Here is a 22210-nt window from a genome sequence, read left to right on the forward strand (position 1 = left end):
ATGCGCAGGAACGAGAACCGCGTCATGCAGGTGGGCGAACGGCGCGCCGTATGACCGTCGTCCCGGATACACCGGCGCTGCTCGACCCGCTCCTCGATGCGAGCGCGGCCCCCCTGCCGGCGCTGTTCGCCGCGGGAGTCGCTCCCGCGGAGCGGACACTGCTCGACATCCTGGAGGAGACCGCGGGGCGGCACCCAGGGGCGCCGGCCGTGGACGACGGCAGCGAGGCCCTCACCTACCGCGGGCTGGCCGACGAGGTCGAGAAGCTGCGTCGGCGGCTCGCCGAGCGGGGGGTCGGCAGCGGTGACCGGGTGGGTGTGCGCGTGCCGTCCGGGACCGTCGACCTGTACGTGGCCATCCTCGCGGTGCTCGCCAGCGGCGCTGCGTACGTCCCCGTGGACGCGGAGGACCCCGACGAGCGTGCCGAGTTGGTGTTCGGGGAGGCCGGGGTGGCAGCCGTGATCGGGGCCGGGCGCCGCATCGTGGTGGTCGGGAGCCCGGGTGGGGACACGGAGGGCAGGCCCGCGCCGGACGACGACGCCTGGGTCATCTTCACCTCGGGCTCCACCGGCAAGCCCAAGGGTGTCGCCGTCAGCCATCGCAGCGCGGCGGCGTTCGTCGACGCGGAGGCGCGGCTCTTCCTCACGGACGCCGCGGACGAGCCGCTCGGCCCGGGTGACCGGGTGCTCGCCGGGCTGTCCGTCGCGTTCGACGCCTCGTGCGAGGAGATGTGGCTGGCCTGGCGGCACGGCGGCTGCCTGGTGCCCGCGCCGCGTTCGCTCGTGCGCAGCGGTCTTGATCTGGGGCCCTGGCTGGTCGAGAAGGGCATCACCGTGGTCTCGACGGTGCCCACGCTCGCCGCGCTGTGGCCGGTGGATGCCCTGGACGAGGTGCGGCTGCTGATCTTCGGCGGTGAGGCCTGCCCGCCCGAGCTGGCGGAGCGGATGGCCGTGCCGGGGCGCGAGGTGTGGAACACCTACGGCCCGACGGAGGCCACCGTGGTCGCCTGCGCCGCCCCGCTGACCGGTGAGGGCCCGGTGCGCATCGGGCTGCCGCTGGACGGCTGGGAGCTCGCGGTGGTGGACGAGCGGGGCGAGCCGGCAGTGATGGGCGCGACCGGTGAGCTGGTGATCGGCGGTGTCGGTCTCGCCCGGTATCTGGACCCCGGCAAGGACGCGGAGAAGTACGCCCCGCTGCCCGCGCTGGGCTGGGAGCGTGCCTATCGCAGTGGTGATCTGGTGCGCGCGGAGTCCGAGGGCCTGGTCTTCGTCGGCCGCGCGGACGAGCAGGTCAAGCTGGGCGGCCGCCGTATCGAGCTGGGTGAGATCGACGCGGCCCTCCAGGCGCTCCCCGGGGTCGCGGGCGCCGCCGCCGCGGTCCGTACCACGGCCGCGGGCCATCAGCTGCTGGTCGGGTACGTGGTGCCGGGCAAGGCCGAAGACGCGTTTGATGCCGCCGATACCGTGGCCCGGCTGCGCAAGGAGCTGCCCGCCGCGCTCGTCCCCGTGATCGCCGTCGTGGCCGAGTTGCCCACGCGTACGTCCGGAAAGGTGGACCGCGACGCGCTGCCCTGGCCGCTGCCGGGCGGCGGGGCCACGGACACGGCCGGGCTGAGCGAGACCGAGGCCTGGCTGGCCGGGCAGTGGGGGGAGGTGCTCGGGGCCCCGGCCGGCGGGCCCGACGCCGACTTCTTCGTGAACGGCGGCGGCAGCCTCGCCGCCGCCCAGCTGGTCTCGCGGATCCGTGAGCACTACGGCACCGGTTCGGTCGGCGACATCTACCGGAACCCCACCCTGGGGGCCCTCGCACGCACCCTGGAGGCGGCGTCCGGGCGCGGTGCGAGGATCCGCGCCGTGCGCCCGGTGACGCTGCGCACGGGCGTCGTGCAGCTGCTGCTGACGCTGCCGCTGATGGGCGTCCTGGGCCTGCGCTGGGCGGTGGTCGCCGCCGCGGTGAACAACGTCATCGGGCTGCCCTGGGCGCCCACGGTGTCCTGGTGGTGGGTGGCGGTCGGCTGGCTGCTCGTGGTCAGTCCACCCGGGCGGATCGTGATCGCGGCGGGCGGGGCGCGGCTGCTGCTGCGCGGACTGCGCCCCGGCACGTACCCCCGCGGGGGCCGTACCCATCTGCGGCTGTGGACGGCGGAGCGGCTCGCCGAACTCAGCGGGGCCACCGGGCTCGCGGGTTCCTGGCTCACCTACTACGCGCGGGCTCTCGGTGTCCGCGTCGGGGACGATGTGGATCTGCACGCGCTGCCGCCCGTGACGGGGCTGCTGCGGCTCGGCAAGGGCTGTGCCGTCGAGCCCGAGGTGGACCTGTCAGGTCACTGGCTGGACGGCGACCGGCTGCGCGTCGGCTCGGTACGGATCGGGGCGGGGGCCACCGTCGGTGCCCGCAGCACGCTGTTCCCCGGTGCCCGGATCGGCAAGCGGGCGGAGGTCGCCCCCGGCTCGGGCGTGACCGGAGCCGTCCCCGCGGGCGAGCGCTGGGCCGGAGCCCCGGCGTGCAGACAAGGCAAGGCGGGGCGCGGCCTGCCCGGCGGCGGGCGCCCGGTGCGCAGACGCCGCTGGACCGTCATCTACTCGGTGTCATCGCTGCTCATCGGGCTGCTGCCCGCGGTCGCCGCGCTGCCGGGTCTACTGGTGATCGGTGACTTCCTGCAAAGCACCGGCGGCGGCGCCGGGGAGGCGCTGGCAGCGGCCCTCGCGGCGGTGCCGCTGGCGACGCTGGTCGCCATGGCCGCGTACGCGGTGCTGATCGTGACGGGTGTGCGGCTGCTGGGCACCGGGCTGCGCGAAGGGCACCATCCGGTGCACGGCCGGGTCGCGTGGCAGGCGTGGGCGACCGAGCGGCTGATGGACATGGCGCGGGTACATCTCTTCCCTCTGTACGCCAGCCTGTTCACCCCCGTGTGGCTGCGGGCGCTCGGGATGCGGGTCGGGCGAGGGGTGGAGGCGTCGACCGTGCTGGCGCTGCCGGGCATGGCGACGGTCGGCGACGAGGCGTTCCTGGCCGACGACACCATGGTCGCCTCGTACGAGCTCGGCGGCGGCTGGCTGCGCATCGCCGAGGCCCGGGTCGGCAAGCGCGCCTTCCTCGGCAACTCCGGGATGGCCGCGGCCGGGCGCAGGGTGCCCAAGCGGGGGCTGGTGGGTGTGCTGTCGGCGGCGCCCAAGCGTGCCAAGGCGGGCTCCTCGTGGCTCGGTATGCCACCGATGAGGCTGCCGCGGGCCGCCGAGCAGGGCGACCAGAGCCGCACCTTCGCCCCACCGCTCCGGCTGAAGCTGGCGCGCGCCGCCGTGGAGCTGTGCCGGGTGGTCCCGGTGATGTGCGGGGTGGCGCTGGCCGTGCTCGCACTCGCCGCGTTCACCCTGGTCGCGGGGCGCTTCGGGCCTGCGGTCGCGGTGCTGCTCGGCGGGGTGGTGGTCCTCGCCTCCGGCGTGGTGGCGGCGCTGGTCGCGATCGCCGCGAAGTGGCTGCTGGTGGGCAGGTTCAGGGCCGTGGAGCAGCCGCTGTGGTCGTCGTTCGTATGGCGCAACGAACTCGCCGACACGTTCGTGGAGGTGCTGGCCGTGCCCTGGCTGGTGGGCGCGACCGCGGGTACCCCGCTGATGAACCTGTGGCTGCGCGGCCTCGGTGCCCGTATCGGACGGGGCGCCTGGTGCGAGACGTACTGGCTGCCGGAGGCGGATCTCGTCGCGATCGGCGCCGGTGCCAGTGTCAACCGGGGCTGTGTCGTGCAGACCCATCTCTTCCACGACCGGATCATGCGCATGGACAATGTGGTTCTCGGTGCGGGTGCGACACTCGGTCCGCATGGGATCGCGCTGCCCGGCGCGATGATCGGAGACCGTGCCACGGTCGGTCCGGCGTCGCTGGTGATGCGTGGGGAGCGGGTGCCCTCCGACACGCGGTGGCTGGGCAACCCGATCGCCGCATGGCGGACGTGAGCAGGGCACGGGCACAGAACACGGGCACAGGGCACGACCGAAGGACGCACCACGGTGACGGATTCGTATCTGCCGCAGCACGGCGACGGTGGCCACCGGACCACGGAGTACGACCTGGAGCTGGACTACCGTCCGCAGACGGGTCGTCTCACGGGCCGGGCGACGATCCACGCCGTGGTGGGAACCGAACGCGCGCTGCCCGAGATCGTGCTCGATCTCGGGCAGTTCCGGCTCACCAAGGTCCTGGTGAACGGCGCCCGCCCCGCGAAGTACACACACCGCGGCGACAAACTGCGGATAAGGCCAGCCAAGCCGCTGCGCGCGGGGACGCCCTTCACGGTGGAGGTGCGCTACACGGGTGTCCCCCGGCCGGTGCGCACCCGTGACTGGGGCGACCTGGGCTGGGAGCTGCTGGACGAGGGCGCACTGGTGGCCTCTCAGCCGAACGGGTCCCGCTCCTGGTTCCCCTGCAACGACCGCCCGGACGACAAGGCGGCCTACCGGATCACGGTGACCGCCCCGTCCCCGTACACGGTGGTGGCGAACGGGACACTCGCCTCACGCACCATCAGCGCGTCCACGACGACCTGGGTGTACGAGCAGCCCGCGCCCATGGCGAGCTATCTGGCGAGCGTCCAGATCGGACCGTACGAGCTGGTGGAGGTGCCGCATGCGGGTGAGGTGCCGCAGCCGGCCGCGGTGCCGGGCACCCTCCTGGGCCGCTTCGAGCGGGACTTCGCGCGCCAGCCGGAAATGATGCTGGTGTTCACGGACCTGTTCGGCCCGTATCCCTTTGACGACTACGCGGTCGTGGTGGTGGACGAGGAGCTGGACGTGCCCGTGGAGGCGCAGGGCCTGTCGGTGTTCGGCGCCAACCATGTGGACGGCCGGCGGGGCAGCGAGCGGCTGGTCGCGCACGAGCTGGCCCACCAGTGGTTCGGCAACAGTCTGACCGTGGCCGACTGGCGGCACATCTGGCTCAACGAGGGCTTCGCGAAGTACGCCGAGTGGCTGTGGTCCGAGCTGTCGGGCGGCCCTTCGGCCTCGTCACTGGCGGCCAGGTCGCGCGCCCGGCTGGCCATGATGCGGCAGGACATCCGGATCGCCGATCCGGGACTGCGGCGGCTGTTCGACGACCGGGTCTACGAACGGGGTGCGCTCACCCTGCACGCGCTGCGCACGAAGATGGGACATGCTGCGTTCGTCGGGCTGCTGCGGGAGTGGACCGCTACCCACCGGCACGGGGTGGTGACGACCGAGGGGTTCATCGCCCTGGCACGGCGGCATTCGGCGCTACCGCTGGACAGGCTGTTCGCGATGTGGCTGTACGAGGCCAAGCTGCCGGCTCTGCCGCTCTAGTGCGGTGTCCGGGCGGGGCGGTGGGTGCCGGCCGGGGCTGCCCCGGTGTGGTGCACGGCCTGGGTGGGCGGGCATCGGAGCCGGACGGGCGAGCGGGGGACGGGTGCGCGTGAAGCGGTCACGCGAGCCCGGCTCCGCCTGCCGGCCACCCAGGCCGGAAGCTGCGGGGTCTGTGTGACCTAGTGTCGGCGGCTGCCGAACAGCGAGCGCCGCAGCCGGCGCAGCGGCGCGAAGAGCGAGACCCGCTCACTCTTGCTCGCACGCGTGTGCGCCACATCACGTGTCGTCAGCTCACGCATCAGCGACGTCGCCTCCGCCGACTCCCGCTGCGGGACGACAGGGCCGCCCAGCACCGCGAGATGGCGGTCGAGACGCGAGCTGGTCGCGTTGCTTCCACAGGTGATCGCGGGCACTCGCGCCCTGCTGCGCACCGTTATCTGTTCCATTTCACTCCCCACCCGTACGAGGGCACCCGGCCCGGGCAGGTTAACCCTATCGTCCCGTAGTGACACTCGTGTATCCCGGTCGCAGGATTCACCACCCCTGTACGGGTGTTGACGGTTACTCAGCGAATCCAACTGATTCCAGGGCGAGTTGGACAGTTTCGAGTGCGCCGCCAATCCGATTCCGATCCACGCCAATCCATCCGGCCTCCTGCCCCGAACACCGGTCATCAGGCAGGACTGATCCAAGGTCCTCGGACAGGAACGGGATGGACTCGATGACCGCTATCAAGTGGAGCGCGCGGGGGCGCAGGAATCTTGCCGCGCTCGTCTGTGGTGCGCTGGCAGCCGGGGGGCTCGCGGCCTCGGGAGTCACCACCACGCTCGCGCCGGGGGCCGCGCACGCCTCCAGCCACCGGGAGGCCCCGCTGATCTCGGGCCAGCCGCAGCTCGACAACACGGACGTCTACGCCTTCGTGAGCCCGGACCGGCCGGACACGACGACGATCGTCGCCAACTGGCTGCCCTTCGAGGAACCCGGGGGCGGGCCGAACTTCTACCGGTTCGCCAAGGACGCCCGCTACGAGATCCACGTCGACTCGGACGGCGACGCACAGGGCGATCTGCTCTACCGCTGGACCTTCCACGACCAGGTCAAGAACGGTGACACCTTCCTGTACAACACGGGACCGGTGACCAGCGTCGACGACCCGGACCTCAACATCACGCAGACCTACGACCTCGAACTGCTGAAGCTGCGCAAGCAGCATGTGATCTCCCACACGAAGATCGCCGACCATGTGCCGGTCGCCCCCTCGAACGTGGGCAAAGCGTCCATGCCGGACTATGCGCAGCTGCGCGCCCAGGCCGTGCACCGGATGGAGGACGGCTCATCGGTGTTCGCCGGCCAGGCCGACGACCCCTTCTTCCTGGACCTGCGTGTCTTCGACCTGCTGTACGGCGGCGACCTCTCCGAGGTCGGCAACGACACGCTCAAGGGCTACAACGTCAACAGCATCGCGCTCCAGGTGCCGACCGAGCACATACGGGAGTCCGAGGGACAGCCGGTGGTCGGCATCTGGTCGACCACGTCCCGGAAGAACGCGAGCGGCGACTGGACCCAGGTGTCGCGCCTCGGCATGCCTCTCGTCAACGAGGTCGTCGTACCGGTGAAGGCGAAGGACAAGTTCAACGCCTCGTCGCCCTGGAACGACGCGGAGTTCCTGCCGTTCGTCACCGAACCCGAGCTGCCCAAGCTCATCGAGTCCATCTACAAGATCAAGGCTCCCGCGACACCCCGCGACGATCTGGTGTCGGTGTTCCTGACCGGGGTCAAGGACCTCAACCAGCCGCCGGAGGTCAAGCCCGCCGAGGCGCTGCGTCTGAACACCTCGATCCCGCCGGCCCATGACCCCAAGCGCCTCGGGGTGCTGGACGGCGACAAGGCCGGCTTCCCCAACGGGCGGCGGCTGACGGACGATGTGATCGACATCTCGCTCCAGGTGGTCGAAGGCGAACTGCTGGGACAGAAGAACGACCTGGGTGACGCGGTGGACGCGAACGACCTGGGGTTCGAGAAGAAGTTCCCGTATGTGGCGCTGCCGACGTCCGGCTCCCGCGGCCAGGTGGCCAAGGGCAACGGCGCCGAGAGCCAGCTGAAGGGCGGGGCCTCCGAGCTCTCGGCGCTGGCGGGCGGCGGCGACAAGCTCGTGGTCACGTCGCTGGTGTCCGCGGGCGCCGGAGTGGTGCTGGTGGCCCTGGGTCTCGGCTGGTGGCGGATGCGCCGGCGCAGCAGGGGCATTCTGTGAAGCTCGGCAAGCACGCCCGTGCGGGGCGGCTCGCGGCCGGGGTGGCGGGTCTGGCGCTCGTGCTGACGGCCGTGGGAGCGGTCGTCGGCGGCGAGGGCGAGGTGCCCGCCGTTCCGGCCGCCGCCACGGGGACGGCGGCCGGCCAGGGCGTACGCGCCCTCCAGGCGCACCTCAGGGAACAGCCCAAGGACGCGGGCGCCTGGGCGGCACTCGGCTCCGCGTACGTCGAGGAAGCCAGGGTCAGCGGGGACGCGGCCCGGTATCCGCAGGCTGAGAAGGCCCTCGCACGGTCGCTGGAGCTGCGTCCCGACGACAACGCGGACGCCATCGCCGGCCGCGCCGCGCTCGCAGCCGCCCGCCATGACTTCCCCGGGGCGCTCCGCGCGGCGGACGGTGCGCTGGCGGTCAACGCGTACAGCGAGCGCGCCCTGGCGGTGCGGATCGACGCGCTGGTCGAACTCGGTCGCTATGCGGACGCGTTGGCCGCCGCGAAGCTGGCCGACGCGCGCCGCCCCGGCATCCCGGTATTCACGCGTTTCGCCTATGTGCGGGAGCTGCGCGGGGAGACCGAGGAGGCGCGCCGGGTGCTGGAGCTCGCCCTGGACTCGGCCGCCCGCCGGGCCGACGTCGCCTACACATCGACGGCGCTGGGCCAGCTCGCCTGGTCGCAGGGCGACTACACGGAGGCGCTGCGGCGTTGCGGTCTCGCGCTCAAGGCCGAGCCGGGCAACCCGGAAGCAGGCGAGTGCCGGGCACGGGCACTCGCCGGAAAGGGAGATCTGAAGGGCGCGATCAAGGAGTTCGACGACCTGGTCGGGCGCTATCCGCTGCCCGGACGGCTGGTCGCGCTCGGCGAGCTGTACGAGGCGACCGGCCAGCCCGAGCACGCCCGGGAGCAGTACGCCGTCGTCGAAACGTACACCGGTCTCGCCCGTGCGGGCGGGGTGAACCCGGACCTGGACACCGCGCTGGCCGCGGCCGACCACGGTGACAGGGCGGCGGCACTGCGCGCGGCGCGGGCCGAGTGGCAGCGGCGCCGCACGGTGCACACGGAGGACGCGCTGGCCTGGGCACTGCACCGGTCCGGCGAGTCGAAGGAGGCGCTGGCACACGCCAAGCTTGCGACGGCGACCGGATACCGCAACGCCGCGTTCCTGTTCCACCGCGGAATGATCGAGCGGGCAGTCGGTGACACGGCCGGCGCACGGGCCTCGCTCTCCCTCGCCCTGGAGCTGAACCCCGGTTTCTCACCACTCGGTTCGCGCGATGCCCGGCGCGCGCTCGACGCCCTGGAGGGGTCATGAACTTCCCGCCCAGGCAGTTTCTGAGAAGTAGCGCCGTCCGCCCGGAGGGCGAGCCAGGCGGGACTCTGCCACCACTGCTCAGGGGCGCGGGGCCGATCGCGGGGGTGGGCTGTATGTCGCCGACGTACGCGGTCGGCACCTGCGTCCCCGCCCGGAAGCCGGGCCCCGCCGGCCCGAGGCGGCCACTCACACGGGTGGTCGCCGTACTGGGTCTGGTGCTCGCCGCCTTGTTCGCGGGCGGCACGACGCCCGCCTTGGCGCATCCGCTCGGCAACTTCACGGTCAACCGGTTCGACGGGCTCGTCCTCCACCCGGACGAGCTGGCGGTCGACCATGTCGAGGACCTGGCGGAGATACCCACCGCCAGGGTGCGTCCGAAGGAACTCCCCGCATCCGGTCTCGCGGCATGGGCGACGGAGCGCTGCGCGGAGGCGGCACGGACGTCGCAGCTGCGCGTGGACGGCCGTCCGGTGCCTCTCGAGCCCGGCCCGGCCCGGGCCGAAGTGCGTCCCGGTCAAGCGGGGTTGCCCACCCTGCGCCTGGAGTGCGGGATGACCGCGCCGCTGCCCGAGCGTGCGGCGGCCGTGGTCTTCCGGGCCGCGGGTGCGGACGGTCCCGGCTGGCGCGAGATCACCGCGCGGGGCGACCGCAGGACCCTGGAGTCCTCGTCCGTGCCCCGGGACTCCGTGTCGAACCGGCTGTCCGGCTACCCGGAGGGGCTGCTGGACTCCCCTCCGAACCGTACGACCGCCGAGGTCACGGCGGTACCTGGAGGGCCCGCACTGGCGGAGGACGGCACGGAGACCGCGGCTCCGGCCTCGATCCTGCCGCGCGGTGTGGACCGCTGGACGCAGCAGCTGACCGGGCTGGTCGAACACCGCGAGCTGACGATGCCCTTCGCGGCCCTCGCCCTGGCGGTCGCACTCGGTCTCGGTGCCCTGCACGCGCTGGCGCCCGGGCACGGGAAGACGCTGATGGCCGCCGCGGCGGCGGTCGGTGGCCGCAGCTCGCTCCGGGACGTCCTGACCCTCGGGGCATCGGTGACCGTCACCCACACCCTCGGTGTCTTCGCCCTCGGCGCGCTCGTGGCCACGGGCGCGGCCGTCAGCCCGTCCGTGGTGGGCTGGCTGGGCGTGGCGAGCGGTTGCCTGGTGACGGTGGCGGGCGCACTGCTCGTACGCCGGGCATGGCGGCAACGCGCCAGCGGGCAGGGGCACACCCATGTGCACTGGGTGGGCGGACGCGCTTACAGCCACAGCCACGAGGACGGCCATGGCCACGCCCACAGCCAGGACCGGCACGACGCAGCCGCCGCTGGCGGCGATCACGGTCACGGCGCGGCACATGACCACGACCAGCACCCACACGAACACGCCCGCCCCCACAGCCACGGTCACGTCCATGCCGATGCCCACAGCCACGGTCACGCCCATCCGCACGGACACGATCAGGCCGCCCATGCGCAAGCTTCCGCATCCGCGTCCTCCCAGCCACTGCGCCGGACCGTGCTCCTCGGCTTCGCCGGAGGCCTGGTGCCCAGCCCGTCCGCCGTCGTGGTGCTGGTCGGCGCCACCGCGCTGGGGCACGCCTGGTTCGGGCTGCTGCTCGTCGTGGCATACGGGGCCGGCCTCGCGCTCACCCTCACCGCGGCCGGATTCGCCGTCGTACGGCTCGGACAACGCGCGGCGGAATGGCTCGACCGGCGGCGGGCCGCGAGCCGTACGAGCGGGCGGTTCCTCGGCTTCGTCCAGCGGACCGCGCCGCTGAGTACGGCGCTCGCCGTGTTCGTCCTGGGATGTGGATTGGTGTTCAGGGGGGCCGCCGGCGCCATCAGTTGAGCTAACTTGGAAGGGTTTCCACCGTGATGGTCGCTCTGCTGCGGATGGGGGGTTCGTCATGAGCGAAGTGCCGGGCGACGGCCGGAACGACGAGGTGCTGGTCGCAGGCCGCTACCGCCTGCTCAGCCGGCTCGGCGAAGGCGGGATGGGCGTCGTCTGGCGGGCCCGTGACGAGACGCTGGGCCGGGAGGTGGCGGTCAAGGAGGTCCGGGCGCCCGCCGCGCTCGGCACCGCCGACATTCGGCGGTTGTACGCCCGGCTGGAACGGGAGGGCTGGGCGGCCGCCCGTATCTCCCAGCGCAACGTGGTCACGGTCTACGACGTGGCCACGCATGACGCACGCCCCTGGATCGTGATGGAACTGATCCGGGGGCTCTCGCTCTCCGACGTGCTCGACGCCGAGGGGCCGATGGCGCCACGCCGCGCCGCGCACATCGGAGCCGAGGTGCTCGCCGCGCTGCGCGCGGCGCACGAGGCCGGGGTGCTGCACCGCGACGTGAAACCCGGCAATGTGCTGATCGCCAACGACGGGCGCGTGGTGCTCAGCGACTTCGGCATCGCCACGGTCGAGGGCACCACCAATCTGACGATGACCGGTGAACTGGTCGGCTCCCCCGAGTACCTCGCGCCGGAGCGCGCGCTGGGGCGCACTCCCGGCCCGGAGTCCGATCTCTGGTCCCTCGGCGTGCTGCTGTACGCGGCGGTGGAAGGGCGGTCGCCGTTCCGTCAGGACACAGCGCTCAGCACCCTGCGCGCGGTGGTCGACGAGGAGCTGCCGCCACCGCGCCGGGCAGGCGCACTCGCCGGGGTCATCGAGGGGCTGCTGCGCAAGGATCCGGCCCAGCGGGTGTCCGCCGCCGATGCGGAACGCGAGCTGCGGATCGTGGGAGCGGGTGGTGCGCCGCGCACCGGCTCCACTCCCCGGCCGCGCTCGGGCGGGTACGCCCCCACCGTGGCATCGTCCGCCCCGAGTCCCGCCACCTCTGCGACAACGGCCGGGGCGGCGACCACCGGGGCCGCGACACCCGTGGGGGGCTTCGGGCCGCCGACCCCGTCCACCGGTGCCACCACCCTGCGCTCCGGCAGGCCGCGACGTGCGCTGGCCGCGCTGGTCGCCGGAATCACGGTGCTTCTGCTGTCGATCGGCGGCCTGACGTACTCGCTGGTGAAGAACGGCGACGCACGGGACGGCACCGGCAAGGGCGGAACACGCGGCGGGTGGACGTCGAGCAGCGGCGCCGCGGACGACAGCGGCTCGAAGAACGCGGGGGCGACGTCCAGTGGACCGGACGCGAGCGGCAGCGGCTCGTCCGCGCGGTCGACCGGCGCTCCGGAGGCCACGGGCGGAGCAGCCGGCACAGGCGGCGCAGGTTCGCCTGCCCACCTGCCGCCGCAGACCGTTCAGGTGTACGCCCGGTCGGTGCGGGACAGCTACCACGGGGTCTGCCCGCCGCCCGAGGCGGAAGCGCCCTCGTTCAGTGCGACGATCGCTGTGGGCCGCGTCCCGGCGACCGTCTCCTATCGCTGGGTGACCGAGAGCGGCCGGAGTTCCGCCTACGGCTGGCGGACACTCGCCTTCCCTTCAGGCGGGGGTGCGTCACAGGACGTCCACCACACCGAGCGGACGTACGCCGAGGACGCGGCACACCACGACCGGATCCGGGTGGAGGTCCGGAGTCCGGTCGGGGCACGGTCGAACTGGCTGGCGTTCTCGGTGACATGCGAGCGGGAGGAGTCCCCGTCCCCTTCGGGGCATACCGACGGTGCTGGTGATGCGGGTGGTACCGGCGATACGGGTAGTGCTGGTTCCGGTGAGTCCTCCCGGCGGTCCTACCCGAGTGAGGCCGTCACACCGCCCTACTGAGGGCCGGCAGATAGCCCCCCGACTGTCCGGACGCGGTCGGGTGGTATGACTCCGTGATGTTCAGCCAGTTGACGCTGTGGAGCCAGGCGGAACCGGAGCAGATCTCGTGCCCCGTGAAGCCGGGGGCGACATCGGCGAAGGTGAAGCCGTGGTCGGCGGCACGTTTGGCGACCGCCGCGTTGAGGTAGTCCGCACCGCCGTTGATCGCGGCGCGTTCCCCTTCGGTGAGGCCGGTGAGGCAACTGCCCCCCAGCTTGTAGAAGCGCGGGTAGCCGAGCACGACGACATGCGCCGCCGACGCCCGCGATCTGATCGCCGAGTACACCGAGTCGAGCCGCCCCGGCAGGGTGGTGTCGACATAGCGCCTGGCTTCTGCGACGCGGGCGACGCAGGTGCTCTCGGACTGGAGGACACAGGTGGTCATGACGTCGGCGAAGCCGGCGTCATTGCCGCCGATGGAGATGGACACGAGGTCGGTAGCGGAGGTGACGGGGCCGAGCTGATTGGCGATCACATCACTCGTACGAGCGCCCGAGCAGGCGGTGAAGGCGAACGACGAGGGTGAGTGCGCCGCGGCCCAGAGCGCGGGATAGGCGCGTTTGGTGCGCAGGCAGTTGCCGCTGGAACCGATGTACGCACCGGCTCCGACACCGGAGGAGTACGAGTCCCCGAGGGCCACGTAGTCCACTGCTGCCGCGCTCTGGGCTGCCTGTGCCTGGCCTGCGCCGGTGAGAGCGAGGACGGCACCGAGGAGGAGTGAGGAGGAGAATGCCGCGATTCGGGACGGTTTCATGGAACCTCCCTTTAGCAGGAGTTCTGTCTCAACTGTCGTAGCACGGCGCATACTTCACTGGAAGTGTTCACGTCAAGAACAATCCAGGTTTAGTGCGATCTCCCTGACGAACCGTCAACACAGTCAAGCAGCCGCGTGAAGCCGGCCATCGCAACCGCCCCACCGATCGCGCCAATCGCACCAATCTCCCCACTTCCCCCTTTTACCGAAATACGGAAGCAGCTTGCACATTTCCACCGGGGAGGAATAAAGAAGCGAAAAGGTGAGACCTCGTTCCAGGTCTTGTCATACAGTCCTATTCATCAATACCGTCGTACATCCACCCGCAACGGACCTTCATGCAAAGCGACTCCTGGGGAGGGGCTCGTCACCGTCGCGATGGTCCGGAGCGGAGCGCGGTAGGGGGGTGCCGTGATCGGCCGTGTACTCACGCATGCGCCGGTCCACGGGCCGCGCGGCCAGCAATGCCAGCTCACCCGGCGGTACGGAGTTCGATGCCGTCATGGCCGGGGTGAGAACCCCCCTTTCGAACCGGACACTCATCCGGACCGCCCGGGGCGGGCGGTCCACCGGACGAGAGGGAAACCGACTCATGAGTTCGATCCTGCGCCCGGCGGTCCATGAGACCGGCACCGCGGCTTCTGCCGCGGCCGGGGCCACCGCCACCGCCACCGCCACCGCCATTCTGGACGGCGATTCCACCGAGTTCACCCGGTCTGCCGAGTTCACCCAGTCCGCCGACCCCGCCCAGTACCGTCCGATCTCCTCCCATCTCGCGATCTCTCCGCCGGTCAGCGTCGTGATCCCCGCCATGAACGAGGCGGAGAACCTTCCGTACGTCTTCGGCACACTCCCCGGCTGGATCCATGAAGTCGTCCTCGTCGACGGCAACTCCACCGACGGCACGGTGGACGTGGCCAGACGTCTATGGCCCGGCGTCAAGGTCGTCAAGCAGGCGGGCAAGGGCAAGGGCGACGCGCTCATCAGCGGATTCGCCGCCTGCACCGGGGACATCATCGTGATGGTCGACGCCGACGGTTCGGCCCACGGCCAGGAGATCGTCAGCTATGTCTCCGCCCTTGTCGGCGGGGCCGACTTCGCCAAGGGCTCCCGCTTCGCCAACGGCGGCGGCACCGACGACATGACCCCCGTCCGCAGGCTCGGCAACCGCGCCCTGTGCGCCGTGGTCAACGCCAAGTTCGGCGCCCGTTACACCGACCTGTGCTACGGCTACAACGCCTTCTGGCGGCACTGCCTCGACAGGATCACCCTGGACTGCACCGGCTTCGAGATCGAGACCCTGATGAACATCAGGGTCGTCAGAGCCGGACTGCGGGTCCAGGAGGTGCCCAGCCACGAGTACGTGCGCATCCACGGCGTCAGCAACCTCAGCGCCGTGCGCGACGGGCTGCGTGTGCTCCGGGTGATCCTGCGGGAGAAGGGGATACCGCGCCGCACCGGGCGCAGCACCCCGCCACTCACCCTCAAGGCGCCCCAGGGAGAGCTCTCTTGAGCGACCGGACCTTCTCGGTGGTGATCTGCGCCTACACCGAGGACCGCTGGGAGGACATCCTGGCCGCGGTCGCCTCGGTGCGCGGGCAGTCGCTTCCCGCGCTGGAGACGCTGGTCGTGGTCGACCACAACCCAGCGCTGCTGGAGCGGCTGACCGAACGGTTCGCAGACGTCCGCGAAGAGGTGCGGGTGCTCGCCAACGCGGGCCCCCGCGGCCTCTCCGCCGGCCGTAACACCGGAATCGCCGCGGCACACGGCGAGTTCGTCGCCTTCCTCGACGACGACGCCGTGGCCGACGGTGAGTGGCTGCGCCACTTCGCCGAGGCGTACGGCGACCCCCGGGTCATGGCGGTGGGCGGAAGGACCCTGCCCCTCTGGGCCTCGGGCCGGCGCCCCGCCTGGTTCCCCGAGGAGTTCGACTGGGTGGTGGGCTGCACGTACCGGGGCCTGCCACCCGGCAGGGTGCGGGTGCGCAATGTCCTCGGCGGCAACGCGTCCTTCCGGCGCACGGCCTTCGACACCTCGGGCGGCTTCGCCACCGGGATCGGACGCGACGGTGACAAACGGCCCCTGGGCTGCGAGGAGACCGAGCTGTGCATCCGGCTCAGTCGGGCCATCCCGCACGCGGTCCTGCTGATCGACGACCGTGCCGTCATCCACCACAAGGTCCCCTCCGCACGTGAGCGCTTCGGCTACTTCCGCACCCGGACCTATGCCGAAGGACTCTCCAAGGCCCTCGTCTCCCGCAGCGTGGGCAGCGGCAAGGGCCTGGAGTCCGAACGCAGGTACACCACGCGGGTGCTTCCGGCGGGCGTCGCGCGCGGTCTGCGCGACGCCCTGCTGGGCAGACCCGGCGGGGCCGCACGGGCCGGTGCGATCGTGGCGGGTGTGGCCACCGCCGCGGCCGGATACCTGCTCGCCGGGCTGCGCACCCGCTCGGCTGTGGCGTTCTCACACGGCCCGGTATCCGCCTACGCTCCCGTCCCGACGGAAGGCGGTTCGGCATGAACGAGGCCGTCCCGATCCTGATGTACCACGCCGTGGGCCACCGGCCGGCGCCGGCTGCCTTCGGCCTCTCCGTGGCCCCGGAGGCGTTCGCCGAGCAGATGGAGCTGCTCGGCGGACGGGGCTTCACCCCGGTCACCACGGCCCGGCTCGCCCGGGCGTGGCGGCAGGGTGAGCCGCTGCCGCCGCGGCCCGTGCTCATCACCTTCGACGACGGCTACGAGGGCGTGCACCGCCACGCCCTCCCCGTACTCGCCCGGCACGGATTCGCCTCGACGCTGTTCGTGTCGACCGGCTGGCTGCGGGGCGGACACGAGACGGGCGACGCCCCTGACACCATGCTCGACTGGCACCAGGTGCGGGAACTCGCCGCCACCGGTGCGGAGATCGGAGGCCACTCCCACACCCATCCGCAGCTCGACCAGCTCGACGACGTCCGGCTGCGCTACGAGGCCCGGCGCTGCCGGGAGATCATCACCGGCGAACTGGGCGCGGCCCCGGTCTCGTTCGCGTACCCGTACGGCTATTCCAGCAGCCGGGTGCGCCGAATCGTGCGCGCGGCGGGCTTCACACAGTCGCTCGCCGTGGGCAACGCCCTGGCCCGCCGCAGGCAGGGGCCCCAGGCGCTGGAACGGGTGACGGTACGGCGGAGCACCGGCATCGAGGAGTTCGAGCGGCTGGTCGAGGGGCGCGCCCTGGCCCGTTCGTTCGCCCGGGACCGGGTCCTGACGAAGGGATACGCCATGGTCCGCAGGTCGCGCGGCGGTGTGCGTCTGCTGCGCACCGCGGTCAGTTCCGTTGTCCCGTAGAGCGTGGTCCGGGCACAGGAAGCTGTCGGGTGGTGCAGTTCGGCAGTGCTACAGGCTCATGACCCGGAGAGGCGCGGGTTCGGATCCTGGCCCCGCCGCTGTTCGACCGGGCCCCGGTGCCACCGGAAGAATCCCGTGGCACCGGGGCCTCGTGCGCATCAGTCCCCGTACACCGCCCGCAGTGCTTCCTCCACCGCGGATGCCGCAGCGGCCCGCGGCAGCCCGAGGCGTCTGACCTCCTCCGCGTAGGCCTGCGCGGCCGAAGCCGCCCGTCGCTCGGCCGCGGCGCCCGCCGCGGCGACGAAGGTGCCGTGACGGCCGCGGGTCTCGATCACCCCGTCGCCTTCCAGGGCGCGGTAGGCCTTGGCGACGGTGTTCGGGGCCAGACCCAGTTCCTCGGCGAGGCCCCGGACGGTGGGCAGCTTGTAGCCGACGGGCAGGGCACCCGACCGGGCCTGCTCGGAGATCTGGGCGCGGAGTTGTTCATAGGGCGCGGCGGTGGAGCCGGCTTCGATGACGAGGTGCAAAGTCACCGGGCGATTGTCCCCCATCCCTGCACCCGGGTGGCGGAAAATGGGAGGCGCACGCCCCGGCCCGCGCCTAGCGTGGCGGCCCATGACAGTAATCGTGCGTGATCTACGTCCGGATGATCCCCGGGACACCGAGGGCTTCGCCCGCGTCCGGCGAGCGGCAGTGCCGTTCATGCTGGCCACCGCCGAGTCCGTGGCCTTCGCTTGCACCCATGCGCATCCCGACGCACACTGGCGCCCGCTGGTCGCGGAGGAGGACGGCGAGATCATCGGCACGGCGCAGGTGAGCGTCGACTTCGAGAGCGTCGAGCCCGGTGTGGGGCAGGCGAACATCTATGTGCACCCGGAGCGTCGCGGGCGTGGCGCGGGTTCGCTGATCGTGGGCGCCGCCGAGCGGCATCTGGCGGACGAGGGCGTCACGACGGTGTACTCCTGGGTGTTCGACGAGCCAGCCAACCGTGCCTTCGCGGAGCGGCACGGCTACCGTCCCAGCCGCGCCGCCCACTTCCTCAGGCTCGATCTCACGGACGGCACCCTGCCGCCGCTTCAGCAGTCGCCGACCGGCGTGGAGATCGTCCCCGGCACGGCGTTCGAGGACGACCCCCGGCCGTTGTACGAGCTCGACGCCGAGACCACGGCGGACGAACCGGGCGATGTGGACGTGGAGTTCTCCGACTACGACCACTGGCTGGGCCAGACCTGGGGCCATCCGCTGCTCAACCGCGAGCTGACCTCCGTGGCGGTGGCCGACGGCCGCCCCGTCGCGTTCACCGCGGCCTACACCGACGGCTCCACCCGCTACTCCACCGCGATGACGGGAACCGCCCGCGCCTACCGCGGCCGGGGCCTGGCCAAGCTCGCCAAGAACGACTCGCTGCACCGGGCCAGGGCAGCGGGGCTCACTGAGGCGTTCACCGGCAATGACACGGGCAACGGCCCGATGCTGGCGGTCAACAGCTGGTTCGGTTACCGGGTCTGCGCCACGGAGGTGCGGTATGTCCGCGGACTCGGCTGATCCGGGGGCAGCCGAAGAAGCGGAGGTCGTGCTCGTCAAGGCGGGGCGCACGAAGATCCGCTATCCGGCCCGGCTGGTCTCGGACGACGGCTCCCGGATCACGGTCCGTGCGCCCTGGGCCGGGGAGGGCGCACGGGACTTCGGCTTCGTTCGCTTCGAGCCCGGCGATGTGTTCACGGAGCACTACTGGCGCGACCGCTGGTACGCCGTGAAGGAGGTAAGGGCGGACGACGGGGAGCTGAAGGGCTGGTACTGCGACATCACCAGGCCCGTGGTGGTGACGGAACGAGCAGGGGCCACCGAGGTGGTTTCGGAGGACCTGGATCTGGACCTCTGGGTCTCTGCCGACGGCCGTCTGACCGTCCGGCTGGACGAGGACGAGTTCGCCGCGAGCGGCCTCGCCCGGACCGACCCCGCGGCGGCCAGGGAGGCCACCGGGGCGCTGGACGCCCTTGAACGTCTCGCCCTCGATGGGCGGTTCATGTCGCTGTTCGAGTGACGGGAAGCGACAGCGCGCGATCGGGTGTGCCCGGGTCGTATCCGATCGGGTCGCCGTCCTCGTGCCAGTGGATGACGAATCGCTCACCGGCGCGGTAGGCCTCGATCCCGGCCCGGCAGTAGGCCACCACGTCGCGCGGCAGTGCGTCCAGCGGATACCAGGCCAGCTCGGAGCACTTGTGCGGCTCGCGGTTGTAGGGCTCGCCGCCACTACCGTACGCGGCTTCGAAGAACCAGCCGGTCCGGGGCGGGCCGCCGGGCCCCCGGTGCTGCATCACGAGGGCCACCCGCAGGTCCTCCCGCCCGAGCGCCACACCGATCTCCTCGGACGTCTCGCGCACCATCGCCTGGCACACGTCCTCCCCGTCCTCGACGTGCCCCGACGGCCCGTTCCACAACCCGTCGCCATAGCCGGTGCCCGCGCGCCGGGCCAGCAGGATCTCATCGCCCCTGCGGAGAATGAGATGTACGTCGACCACCTCCTGGTGCCGCGTGGGCGGCGCCACCCGTGCCACTAGTGCGTACCGCTCGTCGTCCACGGGTCCGCCCCACAGCGCGGGCTCTCCCGACAGCCGCTCCAGCTCGACATGGACCGTGAGCGGTGCGAGGGCTTCCGTCAGTCGCCGCGCGGGTAGCCCGGTGCCGTTCCACACGCCTTCGATGATCACCAGCCGGCCGCCCGGCCGCAGCAGTGCCGCCCAACCACCGAGTGCGGCCTCGGGGTCGGGCAGCGCCCACAGGACATGCCGGACCAGCACGACATCAAAGCGCCGCTGCCCCACCGGTGGCCGCTCGGCGGACCCGGTGAGCACCTCGGCACCTGTGCCAGCGAGCTTGGCACGGGCGGCGTCGGTCATCCGGGGCGAGAGGTCCACCGCGGTCACCCGGTGGCCCTGGTCGGCAGCGAGCAGGGCCAGGCTGCCCGTGCCGCAGCCGAGGTCCAGCACGTCGGACGGCTCATCGGGCAACCACCCTGCCATCCGCGCCGCCCACGCGGCCCGCACGGCTGGGTCACGCAGCCCGTGGTCGGGCTCCTCGTCGAAGGTGTCGGCGGCAGCGTCCCAGTCGATCGTCGTCATGGGTCCGATGTTCACAGCCACCACTGACACTGATACGCGGGCCGGTTCCCGGCGGCCGCGGCCGACCGGCAGTCCGGTGCCGGCGGCGGGGAGTTGCCGCCGCCGGCACCGGATGCCCGGGGCTGTCCGGGCAGGACGCGGCCCGCTCAGCCGCCCAGTTCTCCGGCGGCCTTCTTGATGTCCGCGGCGAAGGCGCTCACCTCGGTGTAGACGCCGGGCTTACCGGGACGAGCGCATCCCTCGCCCCAGCTGACGATGCCGACCTGTATCCAGGCCCCGGCCTCGTCCTTGCGGAACATGGGGCCGCCCGAGTCGCCCTGGCAGGTGTCGATGCCACCGGCGTCCAGGTTTCCGGCGCAGATCTCCTCACCGGGGGTGAGCTGGTCGCCGTACGCCGACTGGCAGGTGGCGTCATCGATGAACGGCACCTTGGCCTTGAGCAGGTAGCGCTGCTGGGAGCCGCCTTCCTTGTCCGCGCCCCAGCCGGCGATGTCGAAGTCGCCGTTGGTGAGCTTGTCGTCCTCGGCAATCGGCAGCGTCGGCAGGTCGATGGGCTTCTCGAGCTTGATCAGCGCCCAGTCCTTGCCCTTGCCGTCGTATCCCGGGGCCTGGAGCACCTGGGTGGACTTCGCGCTGACCGCGCCGGAGTCCTCCAGGTCGACGACTCCGGCGGTCGCGGTGATCCCCGTGTCGGGACCGCTGCCGTCGACACAGTGAGCGGCGGTGAGCACGATGTCCTTGGCGTACAGCGCACCGCCGCACCCCATGGACAACCGGACCATGAACGGGAACTCGCCCTGCTCGGCCGGGGTTCCGCCGACGACCGCCGGGCCCAGGTCGCCGCGTGGGGTCGGCTCGGGGGCTGCGATGGCGGTGTTGGACTGGAGGCTGAAGGCGGCGAGGGCGACGGCACCGATCGCGGTCGCCGCCCTGAGGTGCTTCAGGAAACTGGTCAAGGGACTTCCTCTCGTGGGGGGATGAGCGCCACGAGCCCAGACCCGCGTCCGGGAAACGGAAGTCGCCACCGGTGTTGCACGGCGAAACGACGGCAGCACGGCGTAAGGCGTCCGAACCCAGTGGGGGATGAGTTCGCAGAGCGCCTAGCGATTATGTGGAACGAACACTCGATGGACAAGGGTCTGGCACCACAACTGACGTGCCGTGGAGCCTCTTTGATTCAAAGCGGCTGTTCCCGGCCAGCGTGACACTCCTGACACTGCGGACGACCGCTGGTGTCCGCCGACCCAACGCACCGCGCGTTCCTGAGCCCCTGCTTACGCCCCCCTTAAAGGAAGCATAAGGATCCCCTCCACCCGCTCCCAGCAGCGGTTTTCAGCGGAATGTGCGGCTAGCTTGCTGTCAGACGGGGCGCTCCGCGCCCCCCCTCCCCCCGTGCCGCCGACGAAGGAGATCCCCCGCCATGACCGCTCGCCACAGGACCGTCGTGGTCGCCGCATTCGGTGCCGTATCGGTGGTGCTGACCGTCCTGGCCGCCGCCCCGGCCGTCGCGCACGGCTCGATGACGGACCCGGTGAGCCGCGTGTCCTCGTGCTACGCGGAAGGACCGGAAAGCCCCGAGTCGGCGGCGTGCAGGGCCGCGGTCGCCACCAGTGGGGCGCAGGCGTTCTACGACTGGAACGAGGTCAACATCGCCAATGCGGCCGGAAACCACCGGCAGCTGATCCCTGACGGAAAGCTGTGCAGCGCCGGCCGGGACAAGTACAAGGGCCTTGATCTGCCGCGCGCCGACTGGCCGGCGTCGAAGCTGACCGCCGGCCGTCACACCTTCCGCTACAAGGGGACGGCACCGCACAAGGGTTCCTTCGAGCTGTACATCACCAAGGACGGGTACGACCCGTCGAAGCCGCTCACGTGGTCCGATCTGGAAAAGGCGCCGTTCGCCAGAGTCAGCGACCCGAAGCTGGTCAACGGTGAGTACGTCTTCGACGGGACCGTCCCGAACAAGTCCGGCCGCCATCTCGTCTACTCGATCTGGCAGCGTTCCGACTCCCCGGAGGCCTTCTACACCTGCTCGGACGTGGTGTTCGGCGGGGACAGCGGCGGTTCGGCCCCGCCGTCCCCCGAGGTGGGCGCGCCGTCGCCGACCGCGTCCGCGCCGACGGAGGACCAGATAGCGGAGGGCGGCGACAAGTCCACCGCGGACCACGCGGGGCATGGCAGCCACGGCGCCGAGGGCCAGGACGCCGCTCCGGCGGAGAGTGCCCCTCGGGTGAACAGCGCTGGTGCGGACCTGGCCGAGACCGGTGGCAGCGATGCGACACCCTATCTGGCCGTGGGCGGTGCGTCCGTGCTCGCGCTCGGGGCCGCGGCGGTCTTCGGGGCCAGGCGCCGCAGGACCTGACGGGCGACGGGCCGGGGTTGCCCCTACGGGCGGCAACCCCG

17 protein-coding genes are annotated in these 22210 nt (G+C 71.7%); 12 read left to right on the forward strand and 5 right to left on the reverse strand.

What is annotated here, in order from left to right; all coding sequences use genetic code 11:
* The first annotated feature begins 50 nt into the window (after positions 1–50).
* Both ABZ532_RS23430 and ABZ532_RS23435 read left to right on the forward strand, forming a co-directional pair.
* The gene (locus ABZ532_RS23430) at positions 51–3950 is read left to right on the forward strand and encodes a Pls/PosA family non-ribosomal peptide synthetase (protein WP_361286960.1); all 3900 of its coding nucleotides are present in this window, start codon (positions 51–53) and stop codon (positions 3948–3950) included.
* A 54-nt stretch (positions 3951–4004) separates the two neighbouring features.
* Entirely contained in the window at positions 4005–5309 is a 1305-nt protein-coding gene (locus ABZ532_RS23435) for a M1 family metallopeptidase (RefSeq protein ID WP_361286963.1), read from the forward strand.
* A 179-nt stretch (positions 5310–5488) separates the two neighbouring features.
* Here ABZ532_RS23435 and ABZ532_RS23440 read toward each other — a convergent pair whose 3' ends face one another.
* Positions 5489–5755 (reverse strand): hypothetical protein, encoded by a 267-nt coding sequence (locus ABZ532_RS23440; protein ID WP_361286966.1) that lies wholly within the window; start codon positions 5753–5755, stop codon positions 5489–5491.
* A gap of 275 nt (positions 5756–6030) precedes the next feature.
* Here ABZ532_RS23440 and ABZ532_RS23445 point away from each other — a divergent pair, with 275 nt between their 5' ends.
* From ABZ532_RS23445 to ABZ532_RS23460, 4 genes are all read left to right on the forward strand, one after another.
* Complete coding sequence (locus ABZ532_RS23445) at positions 6031–7560, forward strand: DUF4331 domain-containing protein (RefSeq protein WP_361286969.1); 1530 nt, start codon at positions 6031–6033, stop codon at positions 7558–7560.
* The gene (locus tag ABZ532_RS23450) at positions 7557–8864 is read left to right on the forward strand and encodes a tetratricopeptide repeat protein (RefSeq protein ID WP_361286972.1); all 1308 of its coding nucleotides are present in this window, start codon (positions 7557–7559) and stop codon (positions 8862–8864) included. The genes ABZ532_RS23445 and ABZ532_RS23450 overlap by 4 nt, the downstream gene beginning before the upstream one ends.
* A 113-nt stretch (positions 8865–8977) precedes the next feature.
* The gene (locus tag ABZ532_RS23455; protein WP_361286975.1) at positions 8978–10702 is read left to right on the forward strand and encodes a hypothetical protein; all 1725 of its coding nucleotides are present in this window, start codon (positions 8978–8980) and stop codon (positions 10700–10702) included.
* A gap of 58 nt (positions 10703–10760) precedes the next feature.
* Complete coding sequence (locus ABZ532_RS23460) at positions 10761–12566, forward strand: serine/threonine-protein kinase (protein WP_361286978.1); 1806 nt, start codon at positions 10761–10763, stop codon at positions 12564–12566.
* On the opposite strand, the gene ABZ532_RS23465 is transcribed toward ABZ532_RS23460, so the two are convergent.
* Positions 12550–13359 (reverse strand): SGNH/GDSL hydrolase family protein, encoded by an 810-nt coding sequence (locus tag ABZ532_RS23465; RefSeq protein ID WP_361286981.1) that lies wholly within the window; start codon positions 13357–13359, stop codon positions 12550–12552. The two genes, ABZ532_RS23460 and ABZ532_RS23465, sit on opposite strands and share 17 nt — an antisense overlap.
* A gap of 592 nt (positions 13360–13951) precedes the next feature.
* Here ABZ532_RS23465 and ABZ532_RS23470 point away from each other — a divergent pair.
* From ABZ532_RS23470 to ABZ532_RS23480, 3 genes are read left to right on the forward strand one after another with little or no spacing between them, the layout of a single operon-like run.
* Positions 13952–14872 carry a glycosyltransferase family 2 protein gene (locus ABZ532_RS23470; protein ID WP_361286984.1) on the forward strand — a complete coding sequence of 307 codons (921 nt, stop codon included), beginning with the start codon at positions 13952–13954 and terminating at the stop codon, positions 14870–14872.
* Positions 14869–15879, forward strand: a complete 1011-nt coding sequence (locus ABZ532_RS23475; protein WP_361286987.1) for a glycosyltransferase family 2 protein — start codon at positions 14869–14871, stop codon at positions 15877–15879. The genes ABZ532_RS23470 and ABZ532_RS23475 overlap by 4 nt, the downstream gene beginning before the upstream one ends.
* Positions 15876–16685 carry a polysaccharide deacetylase family protein gene (locus tag ABZ532_RS23480; protein WP_361286990.1) on the forward strand — a complete coding sequence of 270 codons (810 nt, stop codon included), beginning with the start codon at positions 15876–15878 and terminating at the stop codon, positions 16683–16685. The genes ABZ532_RS23475 and ABZ532_RS23480 overlap by 4 nt, the downstream gene beginning before the upstream one ends.
* Before the next feature lie 158 nt (positions 16686–16843).
* On the opposite strand, the gene ABZ532_RS23485 is transcribed toward ABZ532_RS23480, so the two are convergent.
* Entirely contained in the window at positions 16844–17236 is a 393-nt protein-coding gene (locus ABZ532_RS23485) for a GntR family transcriptional regulator (RefSeq protein WP_361286993.1), read from the reverse strand.
* A 64-nt stretch (positions 17237–17300) separates the two neighbouring features.
* Between ABZ532_RS23485 and ABZ532_RS23490 the strand changes: the two genes are divergently transcribed.
* Both ABZ532_RS23490 and ABZ532_RS23495 read left to right on the forward strand, forming a co-directional pair.
* Positions 17301–18230, forward strand: a complete 930-nt coding sequence (locus tag ABZ532_RS23490; RefSeq protein WP_361286996.1) for a GNAT family N-acetyltransferase — start codon at positions 17301–17303, stop codon at positions 18228–18230.
* The gene (locus ABZ532_RS23495; RefSeq protein WP_361286998.1) at positions 18211–18729 is read left to right on the forward strand and encodes a DUF402 domain-containing protein; all 519 of its coding nucleotides are present in this window, start codon (positions 18211–18213) and stop codon (positions 18727–18729) included. Before ABZ532_RS23490 ends, ABZ532_RS23495 begins: the two co-directional genes overlap by 20 nt.
* On the opposite strand, the gene ABZ532_RS23500 is transcribed toward ABZ532_RS23495, so the two are convergent.
* The gene (locus tag ABZ532_RS23500) at positions 18710–19807 is read right to left on the reverse strand and encodes a methyltransferase domain-containing protein (RefSeq protein ID WP_361287001.1); all 1098 of its coding nucleotides are present in this window, start codon (positions 19805–19807) and stop codon (positions 18710–18712) included. The genes ABZ532_RS23495 and ABZ532_RS23500 overlap by 20 nt on opposite strands.
* Before the next feature lie 146 nt (positions 19808–19953).
* Entirely contained in the window at positions 19954–20763 is an 810-nt protein-coding gene (locus ABZ532_RS23505) for a serine protease (RefSeq protein ID WP_361287004.1), read from the reverse strand.
* A gap of 464 nt (positions 20764–21227) precedes the next feature.
* Between ABZ532_RS23505 and ABZ532_RS23510 the strand changes: the two genes are divergently transcribed.
* Positions 21228–22169 carry a lytic polysaccharide monooxygenase gene (locus ABZ532_RS23510; RefSeq protein WP_361287007.1) on the forward strand — a complete coding sequence of 314 codons (942 nt, stop codon included), beginning with the start codon at positions 21228–21230 and terminating at the stop codon, positions 22167–22169.
* Positions 22170–22210: the final 41 nt, after the last annotated feature.

It is taken from the genome of Streptomyces sp. NPDC019396, from assembly GCF_040632375.1.
Taxonomy (GTDB): domain Bacteria; phylum Actinomycetota; class Actinomycetes; order Streptomycetales; family Streptomycetaceae; genus Streptomyces.

What these genes read in the sequence shown, in the direction of transcription:
- ABZ532_RS23510 (WP_361287007.1), top strand. Translation starts at nt 21,228, where the DNA reads ATGACCGCTCGCCACAGGACCGTCGTGGTCGCCGCATTCGGTGCCGTA.
- ABZ532_RS23440 (WP_361286966.1), bottom strand. Translation starts at nt 5,755, where the DNA reads ATGGAACAGATAACGGTGCGCAGCAGGGCGCGAGTGCCCGCGATCACC.
- ABZ532_RS23455 (WP_361286975.1), top strand. Translation starts at nt 8,978, where the DNA reads ATGTCGCCGACGTACGCGGTCGGCACCTGCGTCCCCGCCCGGAAGCCG.
- ABZ532_RS23445 (WP_361286969.1), top strand. Translation starts at nt 6,031, where the DNA reads ATGACCGCTATCAAGTGGAGCGCGCGGGGGCGCAGGAATCTTGCCGCG.
- ABZ532_RS23470 (WP_361286984.1), top strand. Translation starts at nt 13,952, where the DNA reads ATGAGTTCGATCCTGCGCCCGGCGGTCCATGAGACCGGCACCGCGGCT.
- ABZ532_RS23480 (WP_361286990.1), top strand. Translation starts at nt 15,876, where the DNA reads ATGAACGAGGCCGTCCCGATCCTGATGTACCACGCCGTGGGCCACCGG.
- ABZ532_RS23430 (WP_361286960.1), top strand. Translation starts at nt 51, where the DNA reads ATGACCGTCGTCCCGGATACACCGGCGCTGCTCGACCCGCTCCTCGAT.
- ABZ532_RS23495 (WP_361286998.1), top strand. Translation starts at nt 18,211, where the DNA reads ATGTCCGCGGACTCGGCTGATCCGGGGGCAGCCGAAGAAGCGGAGGTC.
- ABZ532_RS23500 (WP_361287001.1), bottom strand. Translation starts at nt 19,807, where the DNA reads ATGACGACGATCGACTGGGACGCTGCCGCCGACACCTTCGACGAGGAG.
- ABZ532_RS23485 (WP_361286993.1), bottom strand. Translation starts at nt 17,236, where the DNA reads ATGGGGGACAATCGCCCGGTGACTTTGCACCTCGTCATCGAAGCCGGC.
- ABZ532_RS23490 (WP_361286996.1), top strand. Translation starts at nt 17,301, where the DNA reads ATGACAGTAATCGTGCGTGATCTACGTCCGGATGATCCCCGGGACACC.
- ABZ532_RS23465 (WP_361286981.1), bottom strand. Translation starts at nt 13,359, where the DNA reads ATGAAACCGTCCCGAATCGCGGCATTCTCCTCCTCACTCCTCCTCGGT.
- ABZ532_RS23460 (WP_361286978.1), top strand. Translation starts at nt 10,761, where the DNA reads ATGAGCGAAGTGCCGGGCGACGGCCGGAACGACGAGGTGCTGGTCGCA.